Annotated in this window: 18 protein-coding genes and 1 tRNA gene; 11 read left to right on the top strand and 8 right to left on the bottom strand. The window is 66.2% G+C overall.

The window, feature by feature from the left end; genetic code table 11:
• Positions 1–15: 15 nt before the first annotated feature.
• Both FAZ98_RS03870 and FAZ98_RS03865 read right to left on the bottom strand, forming a co-directional pair.
• Positions 16–1,284, bottom strand: a complete 1,269-nt coding sequence (locus FAZ98_RS03870) for a Zn-dependent hydrolase (protein WP_158948951.1) — start codon at positions 1,282–1,284, stop codon at positions 16–18.
• A 20-nt stretch (positions 1,285–1,304) separates the two neighbouring features.
• Entirely contained in the window at positions 1,305–2,630 is a 1,326-nt protein-coding gene (locus FAZ98_RS03865) for an MFS transporter (RefSeq protein ID WP_158948949.1), read from the bottom strand.
• Positions 2,631–2,809: 179 nt separating this feature from the next.
• Between FAZ98_RS03865 and FAZ98_RS03860 the strand changes: the two genes are divergently transcribed.
• Positions 2,810–3,760 carry a LysR family transcriptional regulator gene (locus FAZ98_RS03860; protein WP_158948947.1) on the top strand — a complete coding sequence of 317 codons (951 nt, stop codon included), beginning with the start codon at positions 2,810–2,812 and terminating at the stop codon, positions 3,758–3,760.
• A 188-nt stretch (positions 3,761–3,948) separates the two neighbouring features.
• On the opposite strand, the gene FAZ98_RS03855 is transcribed toward FAZ98_RS03860, so the two are convergent.
• The 3 genes from FAZ98_RS03855 to FAZ98_RS03845 form a co-directional block, all read right to left on the bottom strand.
• The gene (locus FAZ98_RS03855; RefSeq protein WP_158948945.1) at positions 3,949–4,407 is read right to left on the bottom strand and encodes a CopD family protein; all 459 of its coding nucleotides are present in this window, start codon (positions 4,405–4,407) and stop codon (positions 3,949–3,951) included.
• Positions 4,408–4,573: 166 nt separating this feature from the next.
• Positions 4,574–6,889, bottom strand: a complete 2,316-nt coding sequence (gene parC / locus FAZ98_RS03850) for a DNA topoisomerase IV subunit A (RefSeq protein ID WP_158948943.1) — start codon at positions 6,887–6,889, stop codon at positions 4,574–4,576.
• A gap of 49 nt (positions 6,890–6,938) precedes the next feature.
• Complete coding sequence (locus tag FAZ98_RS03845; RefSeq protein WP_158948941.1) at positions 6,939–8,930, bottom strand: DNA topoisomerase IV subunit B; 1,992 nt, start codon at positions 8,928–8,930, stop codon at positions 6,939–6,941.
• Positions 8,931–9,246: 316 nt separating this feature from the next.
• On the opposite strand from FAZ98_RS03845, the gene FAZ98_RS03840 reads away from it, so the two are divergent.
• Positions 9,247–9,537: a nucleotidyltransferase family protein gene (locus FAZ98_RS03840; protein WP_158948939.1), complete on the top strand. Its 291-nt coding sequence runs from the start codon at positions 9,247–9,249 to the stop codon at positions 9,535–9,537.
• The gene (locus FAZ98_RS03835; RefSeq protein WP_158948937.1) at positions 9,534–9,884 is read left to right on the top strand and encodes a HepT-like ribonuclease domain-containing protein; all 351 of its coding nucleotides are present in this window, start codon (positions 9,534–9,536) and stop codon (positions 9,882–9,884) included. Before FAZ98_RS03840 ends, FAZ98_RS03835 begins: the two co-directional genes overlap by 4 nt.
• Positions 9,885–9,928: 44 nt before the next feature.
• On the opposite strand, the gene FAZ98_RS03830 is transcribed toward FAZ98_RS03835, so the two are convergent.
• Entirely contained in the window at positions 9,929–11,857 is a 1,929-nt protein-coding gene (locus FAZ98_RS03830; protein WP_158948935.1) for an ATP-binding cassette domain-containing protein, read from the bottom strand.
• 293 nt (positions 11,858–12,150) lie between these two features.
• Here FAZ98_RS03830 and FAZ98_RS03825 point away from each other — a divergent pair, with 293 nt between their 5' ends.
• From FAZ98_RS03825 to FAZ98_RS03790, 8 genes are all read left to right on the top strand, one after another.
• A complete protein-coding gene (locus FAZ98_RS03825; protein ID WP_027816562.1) occupies positions 12,151–12,333 on the top strand; it encodes a rubredoxin in 183 nt (60 codons plus the stop codon).
• A 261-nt stretch (positions 12,334–12,594) separates the two neighbouring features.
• Positions 12,595–12,669, top strand: a tRNA-Arg gene (locus FAZ98_RS03820).
• A gap of 133 nt (positions 12,670–12,802) precedes the next feature.
• A complete protein-coding gene (locus FAZ98_RS03815; RefSeq protein ID WP_158948933.1) occupies positions 12,803–13,078 on the top strand; it encodes a hypothetical protein in 276 nt (91 codons plus the stop codon).
• A 164-nt stretch (positions 13,079–13,242) separates the two neighbouring features.
• Positions 13,243–13,509, top strand: coding sequence for a hypothetical protein (locus FAZ98_RS03810; protein ID WP_158948931.1), 267 nt, complete (start codon positions 13,243–13,245; stop codon positions 13,507–13,509).
• 220 nt (positions 13,510–13,729) lie between these two features.
• Complete coding sequence (gene dcm, locus FAZ98_RS03805) at positions 13,730–15,031, top strand: DNA (cytosine-5-)-methyltransferase (protein ID WP_158948929.1); 1,302 nt, start codon at positions 13,730–13,732, stop codon at positions 15,029–15,031.
• A 103-nt stretch (positions 15,032–15,134) separates the two neighbouring features.
• On the top strand, positions 15,135–15,584 hold the full coding sequence (locus FAZ98_RS03800; protein ID WP_158948927.1) for a very short patch repair endonuclease: 450 nt from the start codon (positions 15,135–15,137) through the stop codon (positions 15,582–15,584).
• Between the two features lie 180 nt (positions 15,585–15,764).
• Positions 15,765–16,268: a YbhB/YbcL family Raf kinase inhibitor-like protein gene (locus FAZ98_RS03795; RefSeq protein WP_158948925.1), complete on the top strand. Its 504-nt coding sequence runs from the start codon at positions 15,765–15,767 to the stop codon at positions 16,266–16,268.
• Positions 16,269–16,419: 151 nt separating this feature from the next.
• Entirely contained in the window at positions 16,420–17,850 is a 1,431-nt protein-coding gene (locus FAZ98_RS03790) for an MFS transporter (protein WP_158948923.1), read from the top strand.
• A 146-nt stretch (positions 17,851–17,996) separates the two neighbouring features.
• Here the strand turns inward: FAZ98_RS03790 and otsA are convergent, their stop codons facing one another.
• On the bottom strand, positions 17,997–19,484 hold the full coding sequence (gene otsA, locus FAZ98_RS03785; RefSeq protein ID WP_158948921.1) for an alpha,alpha-trehalose-phosphate synthase (UDP-forming): 1,488 nt from the start codon (positions 19,482–19,484) through the stop codon (positions 17,997–17,999).
• Between the two features lie 287 nt (positions 19,485–19,771).
• Positions 19,772–20,104: a RodZ family helix-turn-helix domain-containing protein gene (locus FAZ98_RS03780; protein WP_158948919.1), complete on the bottom strand. Its 333-nt coding sequence runs from the start codon at positions 20,102–20,104 to the stop codon at positions 19,772–19,774.
• Positions 20,105–20,682: the final 578 nt, after the last annotated feature.

Genomic DNA, 20,682 nt, shown 5'->3' with positions numbered 1-20,682 from the left:
CCTTCGAATGCGGGGTTACGCGTGCGCGGGCGCCGCGACGTACGCGCCCGCGCGCGCCGCGACGGCGTTGAGCAGCACGTTCGCGCCCGCGGTGACGTCGGCGGGCAAGGCGTCCTCGGCTTCGTTGTGCGAGAGCCCGTCCACGCAAGGGATGAACACCATCGCCGTGGGGCAATAACGCGCGAGATGGATGGCGTCGTGGCCCGCGCCGCTCACGATGCGTTCGTGCGGGTAGCCAAAGCGCTGCGTGGCCTGTTCGACGAGCGCGACGCACTGCGTATCGAACGGCGTGGCCGGGCTGCTCCAGACCTGCGTGACCGTCGCGTTCAGTTCGCGCGATGCGGCCGCGGCCGCGCACACGGCGCGCAAATCTTGCTCCATCGCGTCGAGTTGCGCGTCGTCGGGATGACGCAAGTCGACGGTGAACGTGAGGTTCGCGGCGATCGTGTTGCGCGACGAATTGGCGATCTGCGCCTGGCCGATCGTCACGAGGCCGAGCGGCGCGTAGCGCGCCATCGCGCGTTCGAGATCGAGCGACATCTGCGCCGCGCCGAACCACGCGTCCTTGCGATAACGCATGGGCGTCGTGCCCGCGTGCGCGGCCACGCCCGTCACGTTGACGTCGAACCAGCGGATCGCCTGGCCGCCCGTGACCACGCCGATGGTGTTCCGGTTCGCCTCCAGAATGGGGCCTTGCTCGATGTGCGCCTCGAAGTACGCATCCACCTGCACGCCTTGCACGGCGCGCGTGCCGGTCATGGCGTTCGCGCCGCTCGTGTCGAGCGCTTGCGCCAGCGTCACGCCGTCGGCGTCGGTGCGCGCGAGCGCGTCGTCGAGCGTCATCGCGCCCGCGAACACCGCCGAGCCGAGCATCGCGGGCGTGAAGCGCGCGCCCTCTTCGTTGGTCCACGAACAGATTTCGATCGGCTTCGCCGTGCGCGCGTTGGCGTCGTTCAGCGCGCGCACGACTTCGAGCGCGGCGAGCACGCCGTACACGCCGTCGAAGCGGCCGCCTTCGGGCTGTGTGTCGAGATGGCTGCCCATCATCACGGGCGCGGCGTGCGCGTCGTCGCCTTCGCGGCGCGCGAACAGATTGCCCACTTCGTCGGTCCACGTCGTCATGCCCGCTTCGTGGCACCAGCGCGCGAACAGTTCGCGGCCGCGCCGGTCTTCCTCGGTGAGCGCGAGGCGGCGCACGCCGCCGCCCGCCGTCGCGCCAATGCGCGCCATTTCCATGAGGCTCGCCCACAGGCGCGGGCCGTCGATCTGCAACAGGTCTTTCATCGTCGATTCCATTTCCAAGGTCAGGTGCGAACCACGTCGGCGGCGGCTTCGTCGCGGGCATGCAGATGGCGGCGCGCATCGAGCGCGACGATGCACACGAGCGAGACGCCCGCGAGACACGTGTAGAACACCGCGAGCGGCCACCACTGCCCCGCGTAGCGATGCGCGAGCCACGTGCCGACGAGCGGCGTCAGGCCGCCCGCGATCGCGCCGCACACCTGGTACGCGAGCGAGATCGCCGAATAACGCACGCGCGTGGGGAACACGCCCGACACGAAGCCCGCGATCACCGAATAGAAGCTCGCCATGCAGACCACGGCGATGGCGATGCCGATCACCATCGGCACGACCTTGCCGCTTTGCACGAGCACGAACATGGGATACGGCGAGAGCATCGCGGCCACCGCGGCGCACTTGAGGAAGCGCGCGCCGCCCATGCGTTCGGCGAGCCATGCCGCGAGCGGCTGCGCGAGGAACTGGATGATGGCGACGGCAAACAGGCAGTCGAGAATCAGCGAGCGCGTGATGCCGACGTACTGCGTCGTGTACGCGATCATGAAGGTGTTGGTGAAGTACACGCCCGCGATGCCGATGGTGTTCGCGCCGATACACAGCAGCACGAGACCCCACGCCGAGCTGAACACTTCGGCGATCGGCAGCTTGGCCGTGCGGCGCTGATCCTTGAGGCGCTCGAATTCGGGCGACTCGTTCACGCCCAGCCGGATCAGGATGCCCACCACGAGCAGCAGCGCCGAAACGAGGAACGGCAGGCGCCAGCCCCACGCGAGAAAGTCGGCTTTGTCGAGCGAGGTGACGGAGCGGAACGCGATCAGCGAGAGGATCAGGCCCGCGGGCGAGCCGAGCTGCGCGAACGAGGCGAAGAACGTGCGGCGGCCTTCGGGCGCGTGTTCGCCCGCCATCAGCACGGCACCGCCCCACTCGCCGCCCACGGCGATGCCCTGCACCACGCGCAGCAGCACGAGCAGCACCGGCGCGAGCATGCCCACGCTCGCGTACGACGGCAGCAAGCCAACGCAAACGGTGGCCACGCCCATCATCATCAGCGTGGTCATGAGCGCTTTCTTGCGGCCGATGCGGTCGCCGAGATGGCCGAAGATCAGGCCGCCCAGCGGACGCGCGAAGAACCCCACCGCGAAGGTCGCGAACGAGGCCATCGTGCTGACGAAACGGTCCTCGGACGGAAAGTACAACTCGCCGAACACGAGCGCGGCGGCCGTGGCGTAGATATAGAAGTCGTACCACTCGATCATGGTGCCGATAAACGCCGCGGCGGCGGCGCGTACCGGCTGCCGCGCGCTCGCGGGCGCGGTTCGATTGGGGGTCATGTGTCGGTCTCCTTCGGGCGCGGTCGCTGGTGCACCGGCCGTGGCGATATGCGCCGGATTGCGCAATCTGCTTGCAAGCTTTATCGCCAGCCAGAAAACATTAGTCAAATTTCGCGTTATTATTCAGCGCATAAATTCAACTTATACCTTGGCCGGAATGCCGCGCCGGGTCACTCGTCATGCGCGCCGATACCACCCGCTTTCTCAACGACCGACTCGACTGGAACCTGCTGCGCACCTACCTCGCGATCATGCAGGAGCGCAGCCTGAGCCGCGCCGCCGCTCGCCTCTTCGTCACGCAACCGGCCGTGAGCCAGGCGCTCAGGCGGCTCGAGGAATCGCTGGGCCGCAAGCTCATCGAACGGCGCGGCGCGCTGTTCGTCCCCACCCAGGCGGGCGAGGAGGTGTATCGCATCGCGCGCGACATCTACGGGACGATTTCGCAACTGGAAACGGGCCTCGACGAGCGCACCGCCGACATCACCGGGTCGATCCGGCTGCTCACGGTAAGCCGTATCGAGTCGCGCGTGTACGACGAATTCCTCGCGGAGTTTCATGCCGCGTATCCGCGCATCGACCTGCAGATCGAGGTGATGCGCTCCTCGGACATCATCTCGTCGCTCCAGCAGAAAACGGCCACGGCGGGGCTGAGCCTGTGCCGCACGCCCGTCGACAAACTGGAGATGCGCTGCTTTTTGCGCCAGCGCTACGCGATCTACTGCGGCCGTCACCACCGGCTGTTCGGGTTGTCGCAACTGACGATGGACGATCTGCTCGCCGAGAACTTCGTGTCGTTCACGAGCGACCAGATCGGCGACAGCCTTTCGCCGCTCACGGTGTTTCGCGATCAGCGCGGCTTTACGGGCAGGATCGTGGCGTCGTCGCCGAGTCTCGACGAAGTGCGGCGGTTGATTTACGCGGGCTACGGCATCGGCTGCCTGCCCGAGCACACGGTTCGGGACGATCTGGCGCGGCAACGCCTGTGGCAGTTGCCGCCGGAGGAAGGGCTCGTGGACGTGGACATCCACTTGCTCTGGCATCGGGAGAGAAAACGCAACGCGGCCGAAGAGGCGTTCTTCGACGCGATGGAGCGTTGCATGCAGCGCCACGCGCTCGCGGAGCGGCTATGACGCGCAGATTCAGCGCGGCGGCTTCAGCGCCGATGAAGCGACTCGGAAGCGCCGATAAAACAACGCGCGCCGAACGTTGCGGCTGCAACGAACCCGGCGCGCGAACCAGGCGTCAATTACGCGTCAACGATGACGTCAACTATGACGTCAACGACGCGCGAACGACGCAATACGCGAAATATCGACGCTCAAAACCCGCGCGCCAGCGCCGCGACGCCGATCGTCACGATGCCGAGCACCAGATTGATGACGACGAGACGGCGCATCGTGCCCACGGCGCGCGCGCCGTCGGGCCACTTTTGCGCCTGCACCGCGCGGCGAATGCGTGCGAACACGGCAAAGCGGATGTGGCCGAAGATCAGCATCATGATCACGCCGAGCCCCGCCATGGCGTGCAGTTGCCACGTGGCGTGACCGCCGCCGAACTGCATCAGCAGGAACCCGCCCGTGAGCAGGATCACGATGATCGAGGCGCCCACCCAGTTGAAGAAGCGGCTGAACACCGACTCGATCAGCGGCAGACGCAGTTGCGGCGAGAGATCTTCGAGCGCCGGGCGCAGGCAGAAGTGCGCGAACACCATGCCGCCCACCCACACGGCAACGGCGAGCAAATGCAGAAAAAGCGCGATTTCGATCGCGTGACCCATGCTGGAATGTCCTTGTCGATGAAGCGGTTCGGCGCGAACCGGATTGCGCGGCATTATTTCATGCCGTGCAACCGTTCGCGCCGGAGTTGCGCCTTTTTTAGCGCAAGATGCGTGCGCGGCGGCTTTTCGTGGTTTTTTCGCCGCTAGCGCGCGGGGCGCGCCCCGCTCATTCCGGCAGCACCGGACGCATGCCCGTGATCACCTTGAGCTTCGAGTCCGGCGCGCGGCCCTTGCGCGCCCGCTTGCCGATCTGCGGCGCGAGCACCGGCCCGGACATCTTGTCCTCGCCCGGCTTGCCGCCGCGTCCCGTGCCCTCGAGCACCACGCCCGCCGCGTTGATCGCGAGCGCCTGCACCAGCGTTTCCTTCTCTTCGAGCTGCATCAGCGTGACGCCGCGGCCGCCGCCGGACAAGGTCTTCATCTCGTCGAGACCGAACACGAGCAGACGCCCGCCCGACGACAGACACGCCACCTGCAGCGCGTTGGGCAGCATCGGCATGGGCGCGAGCGGCGCGCAGCCTTCGTCGATCGTCATGAACGACTTGCCCGCCTTCACGCGGCTCACCATGTCGCCGATCTTCGCAATGAAGCCGAAGCCGTTGCTCGACGCGAGCAGGAGCGGCTGGTCCGCGCTCGCCGCGTAGTAGTGCAGGAGATGCGTGCCCGCCTCGAGTTCGATCAGCGAAGTGACCGGCACGCCGTCGCCGCGCCCGCCGGGCAACTGCGCGACCGCGACCGAATACACGCGGCCCTTGCTGCCCCACGCGATGAGCGTGTCGGGCGTGCGGCACTGGAACGCCGCGTAGAGACCGTCGCCGGCCTTGAACGTGAAGCTTTGGCTGTCGAGGCCGTGGCCCTTGAGCGCGCGCACCCAGCCCTTCTGCGAGACGACCACCGTGACCGGCTCGTCCACCACGCGCGCTTCGAACGTTGCGCGCTTTTCCTGCTGGATGAGCGTGCGGCGGTCGTCGCCGTACTGCTTCGCGTCGGCTTCGATTTCCTTGACGATGAGCCGCTTCATCGACGACTCGTTCGCGAGCAGTTCTTCGAGCTTCGCCTTTTCCTCGCGCAGTTCCGCGAGTTCCTTCTCGATCTTGATCTTTTCGAGCCGCGCCAATTGACGCAGACGAATTTCGAGGATGTCCTCGGCCTGGCGCTCGGAAAGCCCGAACGCGCTCATCAGCGCGGCCTTCGGCTCGTCCGACTCGCGGATGATGCGGATGACTTCGTCGATATTGAGGAAGACGATCATCCGCCCTTCGAGGATGTGGATGCGGTCGTCGACCTTGGTCAGGCGATGCTGCGTGCGGCGCGTGACCGTGGCGAAGCGGAAACCGATCCACTCGCCCAGAATCTCGCTGATGCCCTTCTGGCGCGGCCGGCCGTCGGCGCCGATCATCACCAGATTCAGCGACGCGTTCGATTCCAGGCTCGTGTTGGCGAGCAGCACGTTGACGAACTCGCCCTGATCGATCTTGCTCGTCTTCGGCTCGAACACGAGGCGCACGGGCGCGTCCTTGCCCGACTCGTCGCGCACCGCGTCGAGCAGGCCGAGCATGGTCTGCTTGCTCTGCAACTGCTCGGGCGTGAGCGTTTTCTTGCCGAGCTTGAGCTTGGGATTGGTCAGCTCCTCGATCTCTTCGAGCACCTTCTGGCCCGAGGTATTGGGCGGCAGTTCGGTGACCACGAGTTGCCACTGGCCGCGCGCGAGTTCCTCGATCTTCCAGCGCGCGCGCACCTTGAGACTGCCGCGGCCCGTTTCATAGGCCGCCGCGATTTCGGCTTCGCTCGAAATGATCTGGCCGCCGCCGGGAAAGTCGGGGCCGGGCACCTTCTCCATGATCTCGGCGTGCGAGAGCTTGGGATTGCGGATGAGCGCCACGGCCGCGCTCGCGACTTCGCGCAGGTTGTGCGAGGGAATTTCCGTCGCCATGCCGACCGCGATACCCGAAGCGCCGTTGAGCAGCAGCATGGGCAGGCGCGCGGGCAACTGCTTCGGCTCCTGGAACGCGCCGTCGTAGTTCGGCATGAAGTCGACGGTGCCCATGTCGATTTCGTCGAGCAGGAGCTTGGCGAGCGGCGTGAGGCGCGCTTCGGTGTAGCGCATGGCCGCCGCGCCGTCGCCGTCGCGCGAGCCGAAATTGCCCTGACCGTCGATGAGCGGATAGCGCATCGAGAAGTCCTGCGCGAGACGCACGAGCGCGTCGTACGCCGACTGGTCGCCGTGCGGGTGGTACTTGCCGAGCACGTCGCCGACCACGCGCGCCGACTTCACGGGCTTGGCGTTGTCGCCGAGTCCCATTTCGTTCATCGCGTAGAGAATGCGGCGCTGCACCGGCTTCTGGCCGTCGCAGACATCGGGCAGCGCGCGGCTCTTGACCACGCTCACGGCGTAGTCGAGATACGCGCGTTCCGCGTAGTGGCCGAGCGTGAGCGTGTCGCCAGCGGGGGCGCCAGTCACATCAGCAAAAAGATCGTCCATGTTTCAATCGGTCCGTATTCGTGTGAGGCGTGCGTAGGAAACGTGCGCGTCAGATGTCCGCTTCGACTTCGTTGCCCTTCTCTTCGAGCCACGAACGGCGCGAAGACGCTTCGCCCTTGCCCATCAGCATGGTCATGCGCGCGACCGTGGCCTCGTAGTCGAGTTCGCCGAGCGCGACCGGCGAGAGGCGCCGCGTGTCGGGGTTCATGGTCGTGTCCCAGAGCTGCTCGGCGCTCATTTCGCCCAGGCCCTTGAAGCGGCTGATCGACCATTGCGTGTCGCGCACGCCGTCCTTGCGCAGCTTGTCGAGGATCGCCTCGAGTTCGCCGTCGTCGAGCGCGTAGAGCTTCTGCGCGGGCTTCTTGCCGCGCGCCGGCGCATCCACGCGGAACAGCGGCGGACGCGCTACGCACACGTGGCCGCGCTCGATCAGTTGCGGGAAGTGCTTGAAGAACAGCGTGAGCAGCAGCACCTGGATGTGCGAGCCGTCCACGTCGGCATCCGAAAGAATGCAGATCTTGCCGTAGCGCAGGTTCGAGAGGTCGACGCTGTCGTCGGGGCTATGCGGGTCCACGCCGATCGCCACCGAAATGTCGTGCACTTCGTTGTTCGCGAACAGGCGGTCGCGCTCGGTTTCCCACGTGTTGAGCACCTTGCCGCGCAGCGGCAGGATGGCCTGGTATTCCTTGTCGCGGCCCATTTTCGCGGAGCCGCCCGCCGAATCGCCCTCGACGAGGAAGAGTTCGTTGCGCGCCAGGTCGGTGGATTCGCAGTCGGTCAGCTTGCCCGGCAGCACGGCCACGCCCGAACTCTTGCGCTTCTCGACCTTCTGGCCCGCACGCGTGCGCGCCTGCGCCTGCTTGATGACGAGGTCGGCGAGCTTCTTGCCGTGCTCGACGTGCTGGTTGAGCCACAGTTCGAGCGCGGGACGCGAGAACGACGAGACGAGCTTGACGGCGTCGCGGCTGTTCAGACGCTCCTTGATCTGCCCCTGGAACTGCGGGTCGAGCACTTTCGCCGAGAGCACGAACGAGACGCGCGCGAACACGTCCTCGGGCAGCAGCTTCACGCCCTTCGGTTGCAGGTTGTGCAACTCGACGAAGCTCTTCACCGCCTGGAACAGGCCGTCGCGCAGGCCGCTTTCGTGCGTGCCGCCGGCGGGCGTGGGGATCAGGTTGACGTAGGACTCGCGCGTGAGCGCGCCTTCCTCGCTCCACGCGACCACCCATGCGGCGCCCTCGCCTTCGGCGAAGGTGTCGTCGGTCGTGCGCGCGTCGGCGTAGCGCTCGCCTTCGAACAGCGGAATCAGCAGGTCTGCGCCGCCCATGCCTTCGAGCAGGTAGCCGCGCAGGCCGTCTTCGTACTTCCACGCGAGGCGCTCGCCGGTTTTCTCGTTGACGAGTTCGACTTCGACGCCGGGCAGCAGCACCGCTTTCGAGCGCAGCAGACGCTGGAGTTCGCCGAGCGGCAGGTTGGCGGAATCGAAATATTTCGGGTCGGCCCAGGCGCGCACGCGCGTGCCGTTCTTCTTTTCGCCGCGCTCGGCCGCGCGCGTGGTGAGCGGCTTGACGACGTCGCCATCGGCAAAACCGAGTTCGGCGACCTTGCCGTCGCGCCAGACGGTCACGTCCAGACGTTTGGAAAGCGCGTTGGTAACCGAGACGCCCACGCCGTGCAGGCCGCCCGAGAACGTGTAGGCGCCGCCGGCGGCCTTGTCGAACTTGCCGCCCGCGTGCAGGCGCGTGAACACGATTTCGACGACGGGCACTTTCTCGTCGGGGTGCAGGCCGAACGGAATGCCGCGGCCGTCGTCCTCGACGGAAACCGACTGGTCCGCGTGCAGCGTCACGGTGATGCGTTTGCCGTAGCCGCCGAGCGCTTCGTCCGAAGCGTTGTCGATGACTTCCTGAAAAATATGCAGCGGATTCTCGGTGCGCGTGTACATGCCCGGCCGCTGCCGGACGGGCTCGAGGCCCTTGAGCACCTTGATCGACGCTTCGCTGTAGCCAGCGTTTGCAGCGTTTGACTTCTTCGTAGACATGGTGGTCCGCAAGGGTCGTCCGCGCTTATCCACAGCTTGTGTGGACATCTGCGTGGACAACGCGTTGAGTGTTCAAAAAAAACGAAACGAAACAACGAGGTGAACGGGCTGCGCGACGCGCTGGCAGACAGTGCCGCGCGCGTGCAGTCCGTCGGATTCGCGAGGTATTGTACTGATTTGGGCTCGCGGGGCAATTTGGACGGGGGTTGGCCGTTCGGATGAGGGGTTGCGGAAGGCGCGCGTCGCGTAGAATGAAGCGCCAGACGTGATTGAATTTTCGAAACGCTTTTGCCCCGTTCCGGAGCGTAAAACCGTCATGAGACCATCCGAAGCGTTGCGCGCCCATCGCGCGGAAATCAGGGACATCGTCGCAAGCCACCGTGCGCAGAATGCGCGCGTGTTCGGGTCGTCGGCGCGCGGCGAAGACGACGAGGATAGCGACCTGGATTTGCTGGTCGATCCCACGCCGGAAACCACACTGTTCGATCTCGCGCGAATCCAGTTGCGCCTGGAAGCTTTGCTGGGTGTGCGCGTGGATGTGCGCACGCCCGGAGACCTGCCCCCTCGCTTCCGTGGAACGGTCGTGAGCGAAGCGGTCCCGGTATGAGGAAAAAAGACCTGCGTACCGTCGACTACGTCGAGCATATGCTCGAAGCGATCCGGCGAATCTTTGAATACACGGCTACGCTTTCCTGGGCGCAGTTCGAAGCAACATCGATTGTGATCGACGCCGTCGTCCGCAATTTCGAAGTCATCGGCGAAGCAGCACGAAATGTGATGCTAGAGGATCCCGAATTCGTTGCAGCCCACCCCGAGATTCCATGGCAAACCGTATACGGCACGCGCAACCGGATCTCGCATGGCTACTATGCCATCAACACGGAGGTGATCTGGCAAACGATCCAGCATGACCTGCACGAGCTTCAAAGCGCGCTCCTGCAACTGAAGCCATAAAAAAGCGGCCTTGTGCCTTGTGGCCGCTTCTCATCGCAGCATCCCTACTTCCGCTTCGCCTCCAACTCCTCCCAGCGCTCCAGCGCGGCCATCAACGCCTCGTCGATTTCCGCATAGCGCGCCGTGAGCCGCGTGCCTTCCTGCGCGTCCTTCGCGAAAATCGAGCCGTCTTCGAGCTGCGCGCCGATGGTCTTCTGCTCGGCTTCCAGCGACTCGATCCGCTTGGGCAATTCCTCCAGCTCGCGCTGCTCCTTGAACGACAGCTTCACGCTGCGCTGCGCGTTGCGGCCCGCGGCGCTGTCCTTCGGCGCGGCGCTCGGGCTCGCGGTTTCCTTCGGCGCGCGCGACTCGGCGATCTCCTGCGAACGCGCGCTCTGCGTCTGCCAGTCGGTGAAGCCGCCCACGTATTCGCGCCACTTGCCCTCGCCTTCCGACGCGATCACCGAGGTGACCACGTTGTCGAGGAACGCGCGATCGTGCGACACGAGCAGCACGGTGCCGTCGTAGTCGGCGAGCAGTTCTTCGAGTAGTTCGAGCGTGGGAATGTCGAGGTCGTTGGTCGGTTCGTCGAGCACCAGCACGTTCGCGGGACGCGCGAACAGGCGCGCGAGCAGCAGACGGTTGCGCTCGCCGCCCGAGAGCGACTTCACCGGCGAACGCGCGCGTTCCGGCGCGAACAGGAAGTCGCCGAGATAACTCATCACGTGCTTCTTCGCGCCGTTGATCTCGACCCAGTCGCTGCCGGGGCTGATCGTATCGGCGAGACTCTTTTCGAGGTCGAGCTGCGCGCGCATCTGGTCGAAATACGCGACCTGCAGATTCGTGCCGACGCGCACCGTGCCTTCGTCGGGCTTCAGTTCGCCGAGAATCAGCTTGAGCAGCGTGGTCTTGCCCGCGCCGTTCGGGCCGACGAAACCGATCTTGTCGCCGCGCATGACCGTGCCCGAGAAGCGATCGACGATCGTGCGGCCCGCGTAGCGCTTCACGACGTCGGTGAGTTCCGCGACGATCTTGCCGGACTTCTCGCCCTGCGCCACGTCGAGCTTCACGTTGCCCTGCACGTTACGGCGCTCGGCGCGGTCGTTGCGCATCTGCACGAGCCGCGCGATACGGCCGACACTGCGCGTGCGGCGCGCTTCCACGCCCTTGCGGATCCACACTTCTTCCTGCGCGAGCAGCTTGTCGAACTTCTCGTTCTCGACGCGCTCCACTTCGAGCTGCTGCGCCTTGCGCTCCTGATACTGCGAGAAGTTGCCCGGATACGACAGCAACTTGCCGCGATCGAGTTCGACAATGCGCGTGGCCACGCGGTCGAGGAACGCGCGGTCGTGGGTGATGAAGAGCAGGCTCGAACGCTGGGCGACCAGCAGTTCCTCGAGCCAGCGGATGCCGTCGAAGTCGAGGTGGTTGGTCGGTTCGTCGAGCAGCAGCACGTCGGGTTGCAGCACGAGGGCGCGCGCCAGCGCGACGCGCTTTTGCATGCCGCCCGAGAGCGCGTCCACGCGCGCGTCGCCTTCGAGGCCGATCTGCGCGAGCGTCGTGGCCACCCGCGTGCGCCAGTTCCAGCCATCCGCCATATCGAGCGACGACTGCAGCACGTTCATGCGCGCGAGCAACGCGTCGTGCTCCGCGCCTTCGGGCGTGTCCGCCAGCCGGTGCGCGACCGTGTCGTATTCGTCGAGCAGCGCGCGCACCTGCGCGAGACCCGAGGCGACCGCGTCGAACACCGTGGCGTTCGCGTCGAACTCGGGCTCCTGCGGCACGTAGACGGTCGAAAGATGCTGCTGGCGCGTGACGAGGCCGTCGTCGGGCTTCGCGAGGTCGGCGACGATCGTGAGCAGCGACGACTTGCCCGCGCCGTTGCGGCCGATCAGCCCGACGCGCTCGCCGGCTTCGAGCGAAAAATCGGCGTGATCGAGCAACGCGACGTGGCCGAACGCGAGTTGCGCCCCGGTGATGGTGTAAAGCGACATGAGTGGAAGACGATGCGTGCGGTGGATCTGAATCGCACATTGTAGCCGGGCGCGCCCGCCGGAACCGGCGCGCAACCCTGCATTCACCCTCAAGTGCGGCGGCATTCGTGCCGTTTTCCGGTAACATCGCGGCTCGTTCGCCGTGACCTCGAAACGCATAAAAAGCGCTTGAAAAGGGCCAGATAACGGCGAAACCGGCATCGAATCGACGAATCCACGCGGAATCAACGCCGAATCAACATCGAACCGGCACCGGATCGAGCATCAACCGAAGCACCAACGAAGGACACGCTGTGAGCGAAGTAATCGAGTACAAAAGCTGGGTCTGCCTGATCTGCGGCTGGATCTACAACGAGGAAGAAGGTTTGCCCGACGAAGGCATCGCCGCCGGCACGCGCTTCGCCGACATCCCGGAAGACTGGCGCTGCCCGCTGTGCGACGTGGGCAAGGCCGAATTCGCCGTGGTCGAGTTTTAAGGCGCGGATTCGCGCCGCAAACGGCGTCATGGATCGGCCGATTCGGGGCGCCGCGCTCGCTCGCCGTGCACGGGAGCGCCACGCTGAAGACGCGGGGGCATCACGCCGAAGCGTCATTATCGCGCCCGGACGCCTTTGCTATACTCTTGGCCCTTAGTCGCGAATCGCCCTCGGGCGAGCCTCACGACAGCTCCGCGCCATGACGGGTCACTTGGGAACATGGCGAGCCTGCGGAGCGAGCGCCCGCCTTTTCGCTTCGTGCTCCCTGTAGTTCAATGGATAGAACAAGTGCCTCCTAAGCGCTAGATGCAGGTTCGATTCCTGCCAGGGGGACCAGCCGCGCGATACATGCGACTCATGCGGCGCGGGCCTTGCGCTTCACCCATCGCCATCCCACGCCGTTCTCCATCGCCCTGCGCGCCCCGCTCGCGCTCGTGCGCACCGCCTTACCTTCCGACCCAGGTTTCCCATGGACATCAACAAGCAAGTCGCCGCCCTCACCGCATCCGAACTCCAGACGGCCGGCGCGAGCCAGGCCACCGCAATCGCCGTGAGCGTGCTGCTGCGTCATCTGAATTCGCCGGAACTCGCGCGCCAGTTGAGCGGCGCATTCGAGAACCACCAGGCCGTCATGCTGCAAACGCCCTGGCCCGAGCAGATGCTGCAAGCGTTCGAAGCCACCCGCCGCTTCCTGGAGACCGCCGCCCAGGCGCCGGGCAACGCGCCGCGCGGCGAGCAGGAATAAAAACGGGGCCAACCCGCGAAGCCTTTCGACACAAGGCTCTGCGGCAGTTGGCAATGTTTTCGAAAAATTAGGGTAAGCACCTACTAAAAAGTTTTAAAGGTTGGGAAAAAGGTGCCGTAATGGGTTTTATGGACACCCCGCGTCCCCTCCCCGCTGGCTACCTGATGTCGAACCTGATCGACCAGGACATCACGCACATTCGTCGCGTGATGCCGCTGTCGTTATCGGGTGACCTCGGCGGCCCCATCCTGCCGCCGAGCTACTGGCGTCAGCGTCTCCACCGTTTGCTCGATACCGGCCTCATCAACAAAGGCCAGTTGTGCGAGATCGACAGCTTGCTGTTGATCATCGACCTGCACGAGCTAAACATCGCTTCGGCCGCCGCGGCCGGGAGCAAAAAGGCCGCCATGAGGCGCTCGAGACACGCCTGACCCCGCGTCACGCCCTGTTCCGCGCCGAGGCCAACGACACCGGCGCGGCTTCCCCACGTCTGAACATGTCGATGCCAGTGCGCATCGCGGCGAAAACACGTCTCGAGCCTCGCCAGATACCCTCGGGTAGGTCAAAAGCCCAGCCGTCGATCGGGAATTCCTGGTGCCGCGGGTCGACCATCGGTCATAATGTCCGCAAAAATACCCTAACGAGGACTCCGTGCTCACGGCCCATCCGCGAGACCTGCTCCAGCAGGCACGCAAGCGTTTCACGCAGCAGCAGATCGCCGCGCATGTCGGCAAGGACGTCAAGACGGTGCGGCGCTGGGAAAAAGGCGAAACGCCCTGCCCCGCGATGCTCGAAGCCGCGCTGCGCGAGTTGCTGCACGGCGGCGCGCGCACGGCCGGCACGCCGGCGCGATTCCGCTTCATCGACCTGTTCGCGGGCATTGGCGGCATTCGCAAGGGCTTCGAGGCGCACGGCGGCGAGTGCGTGTTCACGAGCGAGTGGAACCCGTTCTCGCGCAAGACCTATCTCGAGAACTACGGCGAAGATCATCCGTTCGACGGCGACATCACGGCCGTCGACGCCGCCGACGTGCCCGATCACGACGTGCTGCTCGCGGGCTTTCCGTGCCAGCCGTTCTCGATCGCGGGCGTGTCCAAGAAGAATGCGCTCGGCCGTCCGCACGGTTTCGAATGCACGACGCAAGGCACGCTGTTCTTCGACGTCGCGCGCATCATCGCCGAAAAACGCCCTGCCGCCTTCCTGCTCGAAAACGTCAAGAACCTGCTCTCGCACGACCGCGGCCGCACCTTCGACGTGATCCTGCATGTGCTGCGCGACGAACTCGGCTACGACGTCCATTACCGCGTGATCGACGGCCGTCATTTCACGCCGCAGCATCGCGAACGCATCATCATCGTCGGGTTCCGCGAGCCGAGCGCGTTTTCGTGGGACGCGCTCGCGCTGCCCGAGGACGGCCCGCGGCTCGCCTCCATCCTGCATCGCACCGACGGCAGCGAACCGCTGCTGCCCTGGGACGGCGAGCGCTTTTTCGACCACGGCGCGCGCCAGGTGCAGCCGAAGTACACGCTCACGCCGGGACTCTGGGCTTACTTGCAGCAATACGCCGAAAAACATCGCGCGGCCGGCAACGGTTTCGGCTTCGGCATGGCGTTTCCGGGCAGCGTCACGCGCACGCTCTCGGCGCGGTATCACAAGGACGGCAGCGAGATCCTCGTGCATCAGGGCGAAGGCGTGCGCCCGCGCCGCCTCACGCCGCGCGAGTGCGCGCGCCTGATGGGCTTTCCCGACACGTTCCGCATTCCCGTGAGCGACACGCAGGCGTACCGCCAGTTCGGCAACAGCGTGGTCATGCCGGTGATGCGCGAAGTGGCGCGCACGATGATGCCGCATCTCGACGCGCTGCTCGCCGCGCAGATCGCGCCCGCGGCGCTCGTTGCGCAAGCCGCCGCCGAGCACGCCGTTTGCGCGACGGTGGGCGTTGCCTTGCGCTGAAACCGGCGCTGAAACCGGCGCTGAAACCGGCGCTGAAACTGGCGCTGAAACTGGCGAAAAGCCCGCAGCGAAGACCCGCCACCCCACCGGGAGTTGCCTGACGATGGTCGACGTCGTCGACAGCGCGACGCGTAGCCGGATGATGTCCGGCATACGCGGGCGCAACACGAAACCCGAGATCCTGATCCGCAGCCTGCTGCACCGGCGCGGCTTCCGGTTTCGCATCGACGTGCGCGAGCTGCCGGGCCGCCCCGACATCGTCCTGCCCGGCCGCCGCGCGGTGATTTTCGTGCACGGCTGCTTCTGGCACGGCCACTCGTGCGCATTGTTCAAATGGCCGCAAACCCGCCCCGAGTTCTGGCGCGAGAAGATCGCGCGCAACCGCCTGAACGACGCCAGAGCGCTCGCCGCGCTCGCGGCGCAGGGCTGGCGCGTGGCCGTGATCTGGGAATGCGCGTTGCGCGGCGCGCAGCAGGATCCGAACGCCGTGGTCGAGCGGCTCGCGGCGTGGCTCGACGACGCAAACTCGGCGTGGTTCGAGGCGCGCGCGTGACGCGCGCCGGGTTAAGCCGGGTTGAGTGGAACGCCTGTGCCAGGCCGCTTTGCCACGGCGCGGCCGCGCGCGCTGACGCCCACGCGCCCGGTGATACACTCGATCGGCTTATCCGCGCGTACTCGCAGGCGATTCCAGCAACCTCTCGCGCGCAAAAATTCCCCGTGAAGGAGGCATCCGATGGCTGATTTCCGACTCTGGTCCGATGATTTTCCCAGCAACGGTTTCATGCCGAAGGCGCAGGAGTTCGACGACCGCGCCTTCGGCGTGGACGGCGACAATCTTTCGCCCGCGCTCCAGTGGGACGACCCGCCCGCCGACACGCAAAGCTTCGCGCTCACGGTCTACGACCCCGACGCGCCCACGGGCAGCGGCTTCTGGCACTGGGTCGTCGTCAACATTCCCGCCGACGTGCGCTCGCTCGCGCGCAACGCCGGCAAGCCCGACGGCAGCCTGCTGCCGCAAGGCGCCATTCAGTTACGCAACGACTACGGCACGGTCGGTTTCGGCGGCGCGGCGCCTCCGCGCGGCGACCGGCCGCATCGCTACATCTTCCGCGTGCATGCGCTGAAAGCCGCGCAATTGCCGGTCACGCCCGACACGACCAACGCGGTGGCGCGCTTCATGACGCATCTGAACGAAATGGACTCGACGACTTACGTGGGCCTGTACGAGTTGAAGTAGTGGGAGTCGCGCGGTGCCCGCCCGCGCCCCGTAGCCACGCAGTGATAAACCGAACCTCGCGGCGCGCGCACGGCGCCGCGTCGCCATCACCCCACCTCAACCGCCACCATGGACCGCCGCGCCGGCTTTGCAACGCGCGGCGTTTTCGTCGATGTCCACCTCCACGCACTCCGCCGCTCCCGCGCCGTCCGCCCCTGCCAACGAAGCGGACGACATCGAAACCGGCCTGCCGTTTCCGCAGCGTTATTACGCGGTCGCCGTGCTCGCGCTCGGCATCACGCTCGCCGTGCTCGACGGCTCGATCGCCAATGTCGCGCTGCCGACCATCGCCCGGCATCTGCACGCAAGCGCGGCCAGCTCGATCTGGATCGTCAACGCCTACCAGCTCTCCGTCACGATCTCCCTGCTGCCGCTTTCCTCGCTCGGCGACCGCATCGGCTACCGGCGCGTGTATCTGGGCGGCCTCGCGCTGTTCACGGTCGCCTCGCTGTTCTGCGCGCTCGCGACCACACTGCCCGAACTCGCCATCGCGCGCGTGGTACAGGGGTTCGGCGGCGCGGGCATCATGTGCGTGAACACGGCGCTCGTGCGTTTGATCTATCCGCGCTCGCGGCTCGGCCGCGGCGTCGCCATCAACGCGATGGTGGTCGCGGTCGCCTCGGTGGTCGGCCCCACGCTCGCCTCGGGCGTGCTCGCCATTGCCGCGTGGCCGTGGCTGTTCGCGATCAACGTGCCGATCGGCATTGCGGCGGTCGCGCTCGGCCTGCGCGCGCTGCCCATGAACGAGCGGCATCCCGCGCCCTACGATTACCTGAGCGCGCTGCTCAACGCGGTCGTGTTCGGCCTGCTGATTTTTGCCGTCGATGGCATGGGCCACGGCGAGAACACGCCGTGGGTGGCGGGCGAACTCGTGCTCGCGGTCGGGGTTGGCTGGTATTTCGTGCGACGTCAGCTCACGCAGCCCGCGCCGCTCTTGCCCGTCGACCTGCTGGCCAATCCCGTGTTCGCGCTCTCGATCAGCACCTCGGTCTGCTCGTTCACCGCGCAGATGCTCGCGTTCGTCGCGCTGCCGTTCCTGCTGCAGGACACGCTCGGCTTCTCGCAGGTCGCCACCGGTTTTCTGATGACGCCCTGGCCGCTCGTCATCGTCGGCGCGGCGCCGCTCGCGGGTGCGCTCTCCGACCGCTATCCGGCCGGCATCCTCGGCGGCATCGGGCTCGCGCTGTTCGCGCTCGGCCTGCTCGCGCTCGCCACGCTCGGCGCGCATCCGTCCATCGTCGACATTTGCTGGCGCATGGCGTTGTGCGGCGCGGGCTTCGGCATTTTCCAGTCGCCCAACAATCGCCAGATTCTGTCTTCGGCGCCGCGCGAGCGCAGCGGCGGCGCGAGCGGCATGCTCGGCACCGCGCGCCTCACGGGGCAAACGCTCGGCGCGGCGCTGGTCGCGCTGATCTTCAGCGTCGCGCCACGGCATGGGCCGTCGGTCGCGCTGCTCGTCGCCACGGGCTTCGCGGCCGCCGCCTCCGTGGTCAGCCTGATGCGCCTCGTGCCGCGTACCGCTTCGCCCCGCTCATCGGCGTGAGGTGATCGTCGACATCGGCATCGACATAAACATCGACGTGTTGCCTCGCCGCCAGCCTCATCGCGATCGCGTGGCGCATGCATAAAAAAACGCGGCGACCCGAAGGCCGCCGCGTTCTGTCACGCCATGGCTGACTCGCGCGGGCGTTACAGTGTGCCGCGCGCCTCGCGCTTCGGCGCCGGTGCAGACTGGGCCGGCGCGGCAGGTTTCGCCGATGCCACCGTTGCCGGCGTGCTGCGCGCCTTCGCCGTGACCGAAGCCGCGGTGGCCACGCTGCGCAGATCGGCGAGGAACGTATCGCGCCACACCGAAAGATTGTTCTCGCGCAACTGCGCCATCATGTCGTTGTAGCGCGAGACCCGCTCGGCGTGCGGCATCGAGAGCGCACGTTCGAGCGCTTCGGCCGTCTGGTTCAGGTCGTACGGATTCACGACCAGCGCGCCCGGCAACTGCTCCGCCGCGCCCGCGAACTGCGACAGCACCAGCACGCCCGGATCCTCGGGGTTCTGCGACGCCACGTATTCCTTGGCCACGAGGTTCATGCCGTCGCGCAACGGCGCGACATAGCCCACCTGCGCCTGACGGAACAACGCCATCAGCAGATTGCGCTCGTATTTGCGGTTGAGATACTGAATAGGCGTCCAGTCGAGTTGCGCGAATCGACCGTTGATGCGGCCCGCCTCGCCTTCGAGATTGCGGCGAATCGTCTGATAGGTCTGCACGTCGGAGCGCGTCGGCGGCGCGATCTGCAGCAGCGAGACGCGGCCGTGCCAGCCCGGGCCGTTTTGCAGCAGCCGCTCGAACGCCTGGAAGCGCTCGGCGAGACCCTTCGAGTAATCGAGACGATCGACGCTCATGATGAGCTTGCGGCCGCGCATGGCGTCGCGCAGGCTGCGCACGGGCTTGCGGTCCGTGAACTGCGACGCCGATTTCGCGATCGCGTCCGGATAGATGCCGATCGGATACGCGCCCACCTTGAGGAAGCGATCCCACGCGTGGACCATGCCGTCCTCGCTCGACTGGCCGTGGCCGCCGCGCTCGATGTAGTCGAGGAACGCCTGGCGGTCGGCGTCGGTCTGGAAGCCCACCACGTCGTAATGGCACAGGAACTTCATCAGCTCTTCGTGCGGCGGAATCGAGCGCATGACTTCCGGCACGGGCAACGGAATGTGCAGGAAGAAGCCGATGGGATTCTTCACGCCGAGGTCGCGCAGGCAGCGCGCGAACGGAATCAGGTGATAGTCGTGAATCCAGATGATGTCGTCGGGCTCGATCAACGGCTGAAGCTGGCGCGCGAGCGTCACGTTCACCCGCAGATAACCGCCGTACTCCTGACGCTCGTAGCGCGCGAGATCGTTCCGGTAGTGGAACGTCGGCCAGAGCGTCGTGTTCGAGAAGCCCTTGTAGTACTGGTCATAGTCACGCTTGGTCAGACCGACGGTCGCGTAAGTGACGCTGCCCTGTTGCTCGATGACCGCTTCGGCCGGTTCCGCGACGGTTTCGCCGCTCCAGCCGAACCACACACCGCCTGTTTCCTTGAGCGCGTCCAGCACGCCGACTGCGAGGCCCCCGGCTGCGGGACGGCCTTCCTGCGTCGGCGCTACGCGATTCGATACCACGATCAGTCTGCCCATTGCGGCTATACCTCCTGTTTCGGTGGGTCCGATGACGATGCATGAAAACATGCATGCAAGACCCGTGCCGGTAAACCGGGGCCAAAGCAAAAACATTTTCCGCAAACGGGTGGCGCGAGCGAAATTTGCGCTCACGGCCGCGCTGTGCGGAAAAGCTTTTTGATCCTTTTCGAGGCGCTTCCCGGTCCGCATTCGCCGCGCGATTTCAGCGCCGAAATCGGCATATGACGCACCGCGGAAATCGTCGACGAAACTGGTCGCAAGTCCGGCATGCCGCAACGCAACAATCAGGCGTCCTGTTCCGACCCCAGATCACGCTGATAGTCGATGCCTTCGGCACGCGCGCCACCCTGGTTGTGCTCGCCATCGGGCGGCACGCCGGGCGCCGGGCGATTTTGCGCGGCGGGGTCGGCCGAGGCCGAAGACGTCGGTTCGCCGCGTGCGTCGCCCGTGACCGCTCCTGCTCCGCCGTTCTGAAAAGCCGCCCCGGCGGACTCGGCATGACCTTGCGGATCGGGCGGCAGCGGCGCGCTCGAATTGGCGTTGGGATTGGCGCTCGAATCGCGCGGACCGCGCTTGCCCGAGTAGCGGGCGGAACGGCGCAAGGCAGGGTGTCTCATGTCGATGCCTCCAGCGGAAGGCGGCCACGCGAGGTGGCGATTCTTTTAGTCAGTCTAGGGGGTGCGCCGCCGTTTTGCCGGTAAATATGGCGACGCATTTTGTAACTCATACATAACTCATGCATCGCGCGCGTCAGCGTCGGCCAACGCCACCGCCCGCGCCCGCCAAAGTGCGCGTGCCGATCGTCCAGCTGATCCAGCGCGCCCAGCGCGTGAGCGCGGCGTTGCCGGCTTCGGCGCTCGCCTGCGCGGCGCCGTGTGCGCAGACAGCGCGACGGCGCGGCGCGACTTCACCGAACGCGGCACTTCGCCGGGTTGCGGCGGCGGGTCGCCAACCGGCGGCACGTCGGGCTGCGTGGGTTGATCGGGGGGAACGTCGGGTTGCGGCGTGTGCGCGAGCCAAGGCTCGGCAACGGATTGCGTGCGGGAGGGATCGGTGATTTTGCGGCTTGTCATGATTCGCTCCTTCCTGGTGAGGCCTGGGTGGATGCGAAACATCGAACGCAAGCGCCGTACCGTCTGCGCGGCCGGCGCGCGCGCCCGCATGGCGCGGGCGCACGATTGACTACCGGGTTACA

Origin of the sequence: Paraburkholderia acidisoli, assembly GCF_009789675.1 — a bacterium.
GTDB lineage: Bacteria > Pseudomonadota > Gammaproteobacteria > Burkholderiales > Burkholderiaceae > Paraburkholderia > Paraburkholderia acidisoli.
This window is presented reverse-complemented; position numbering and strand designations above follow the sequence as displayed.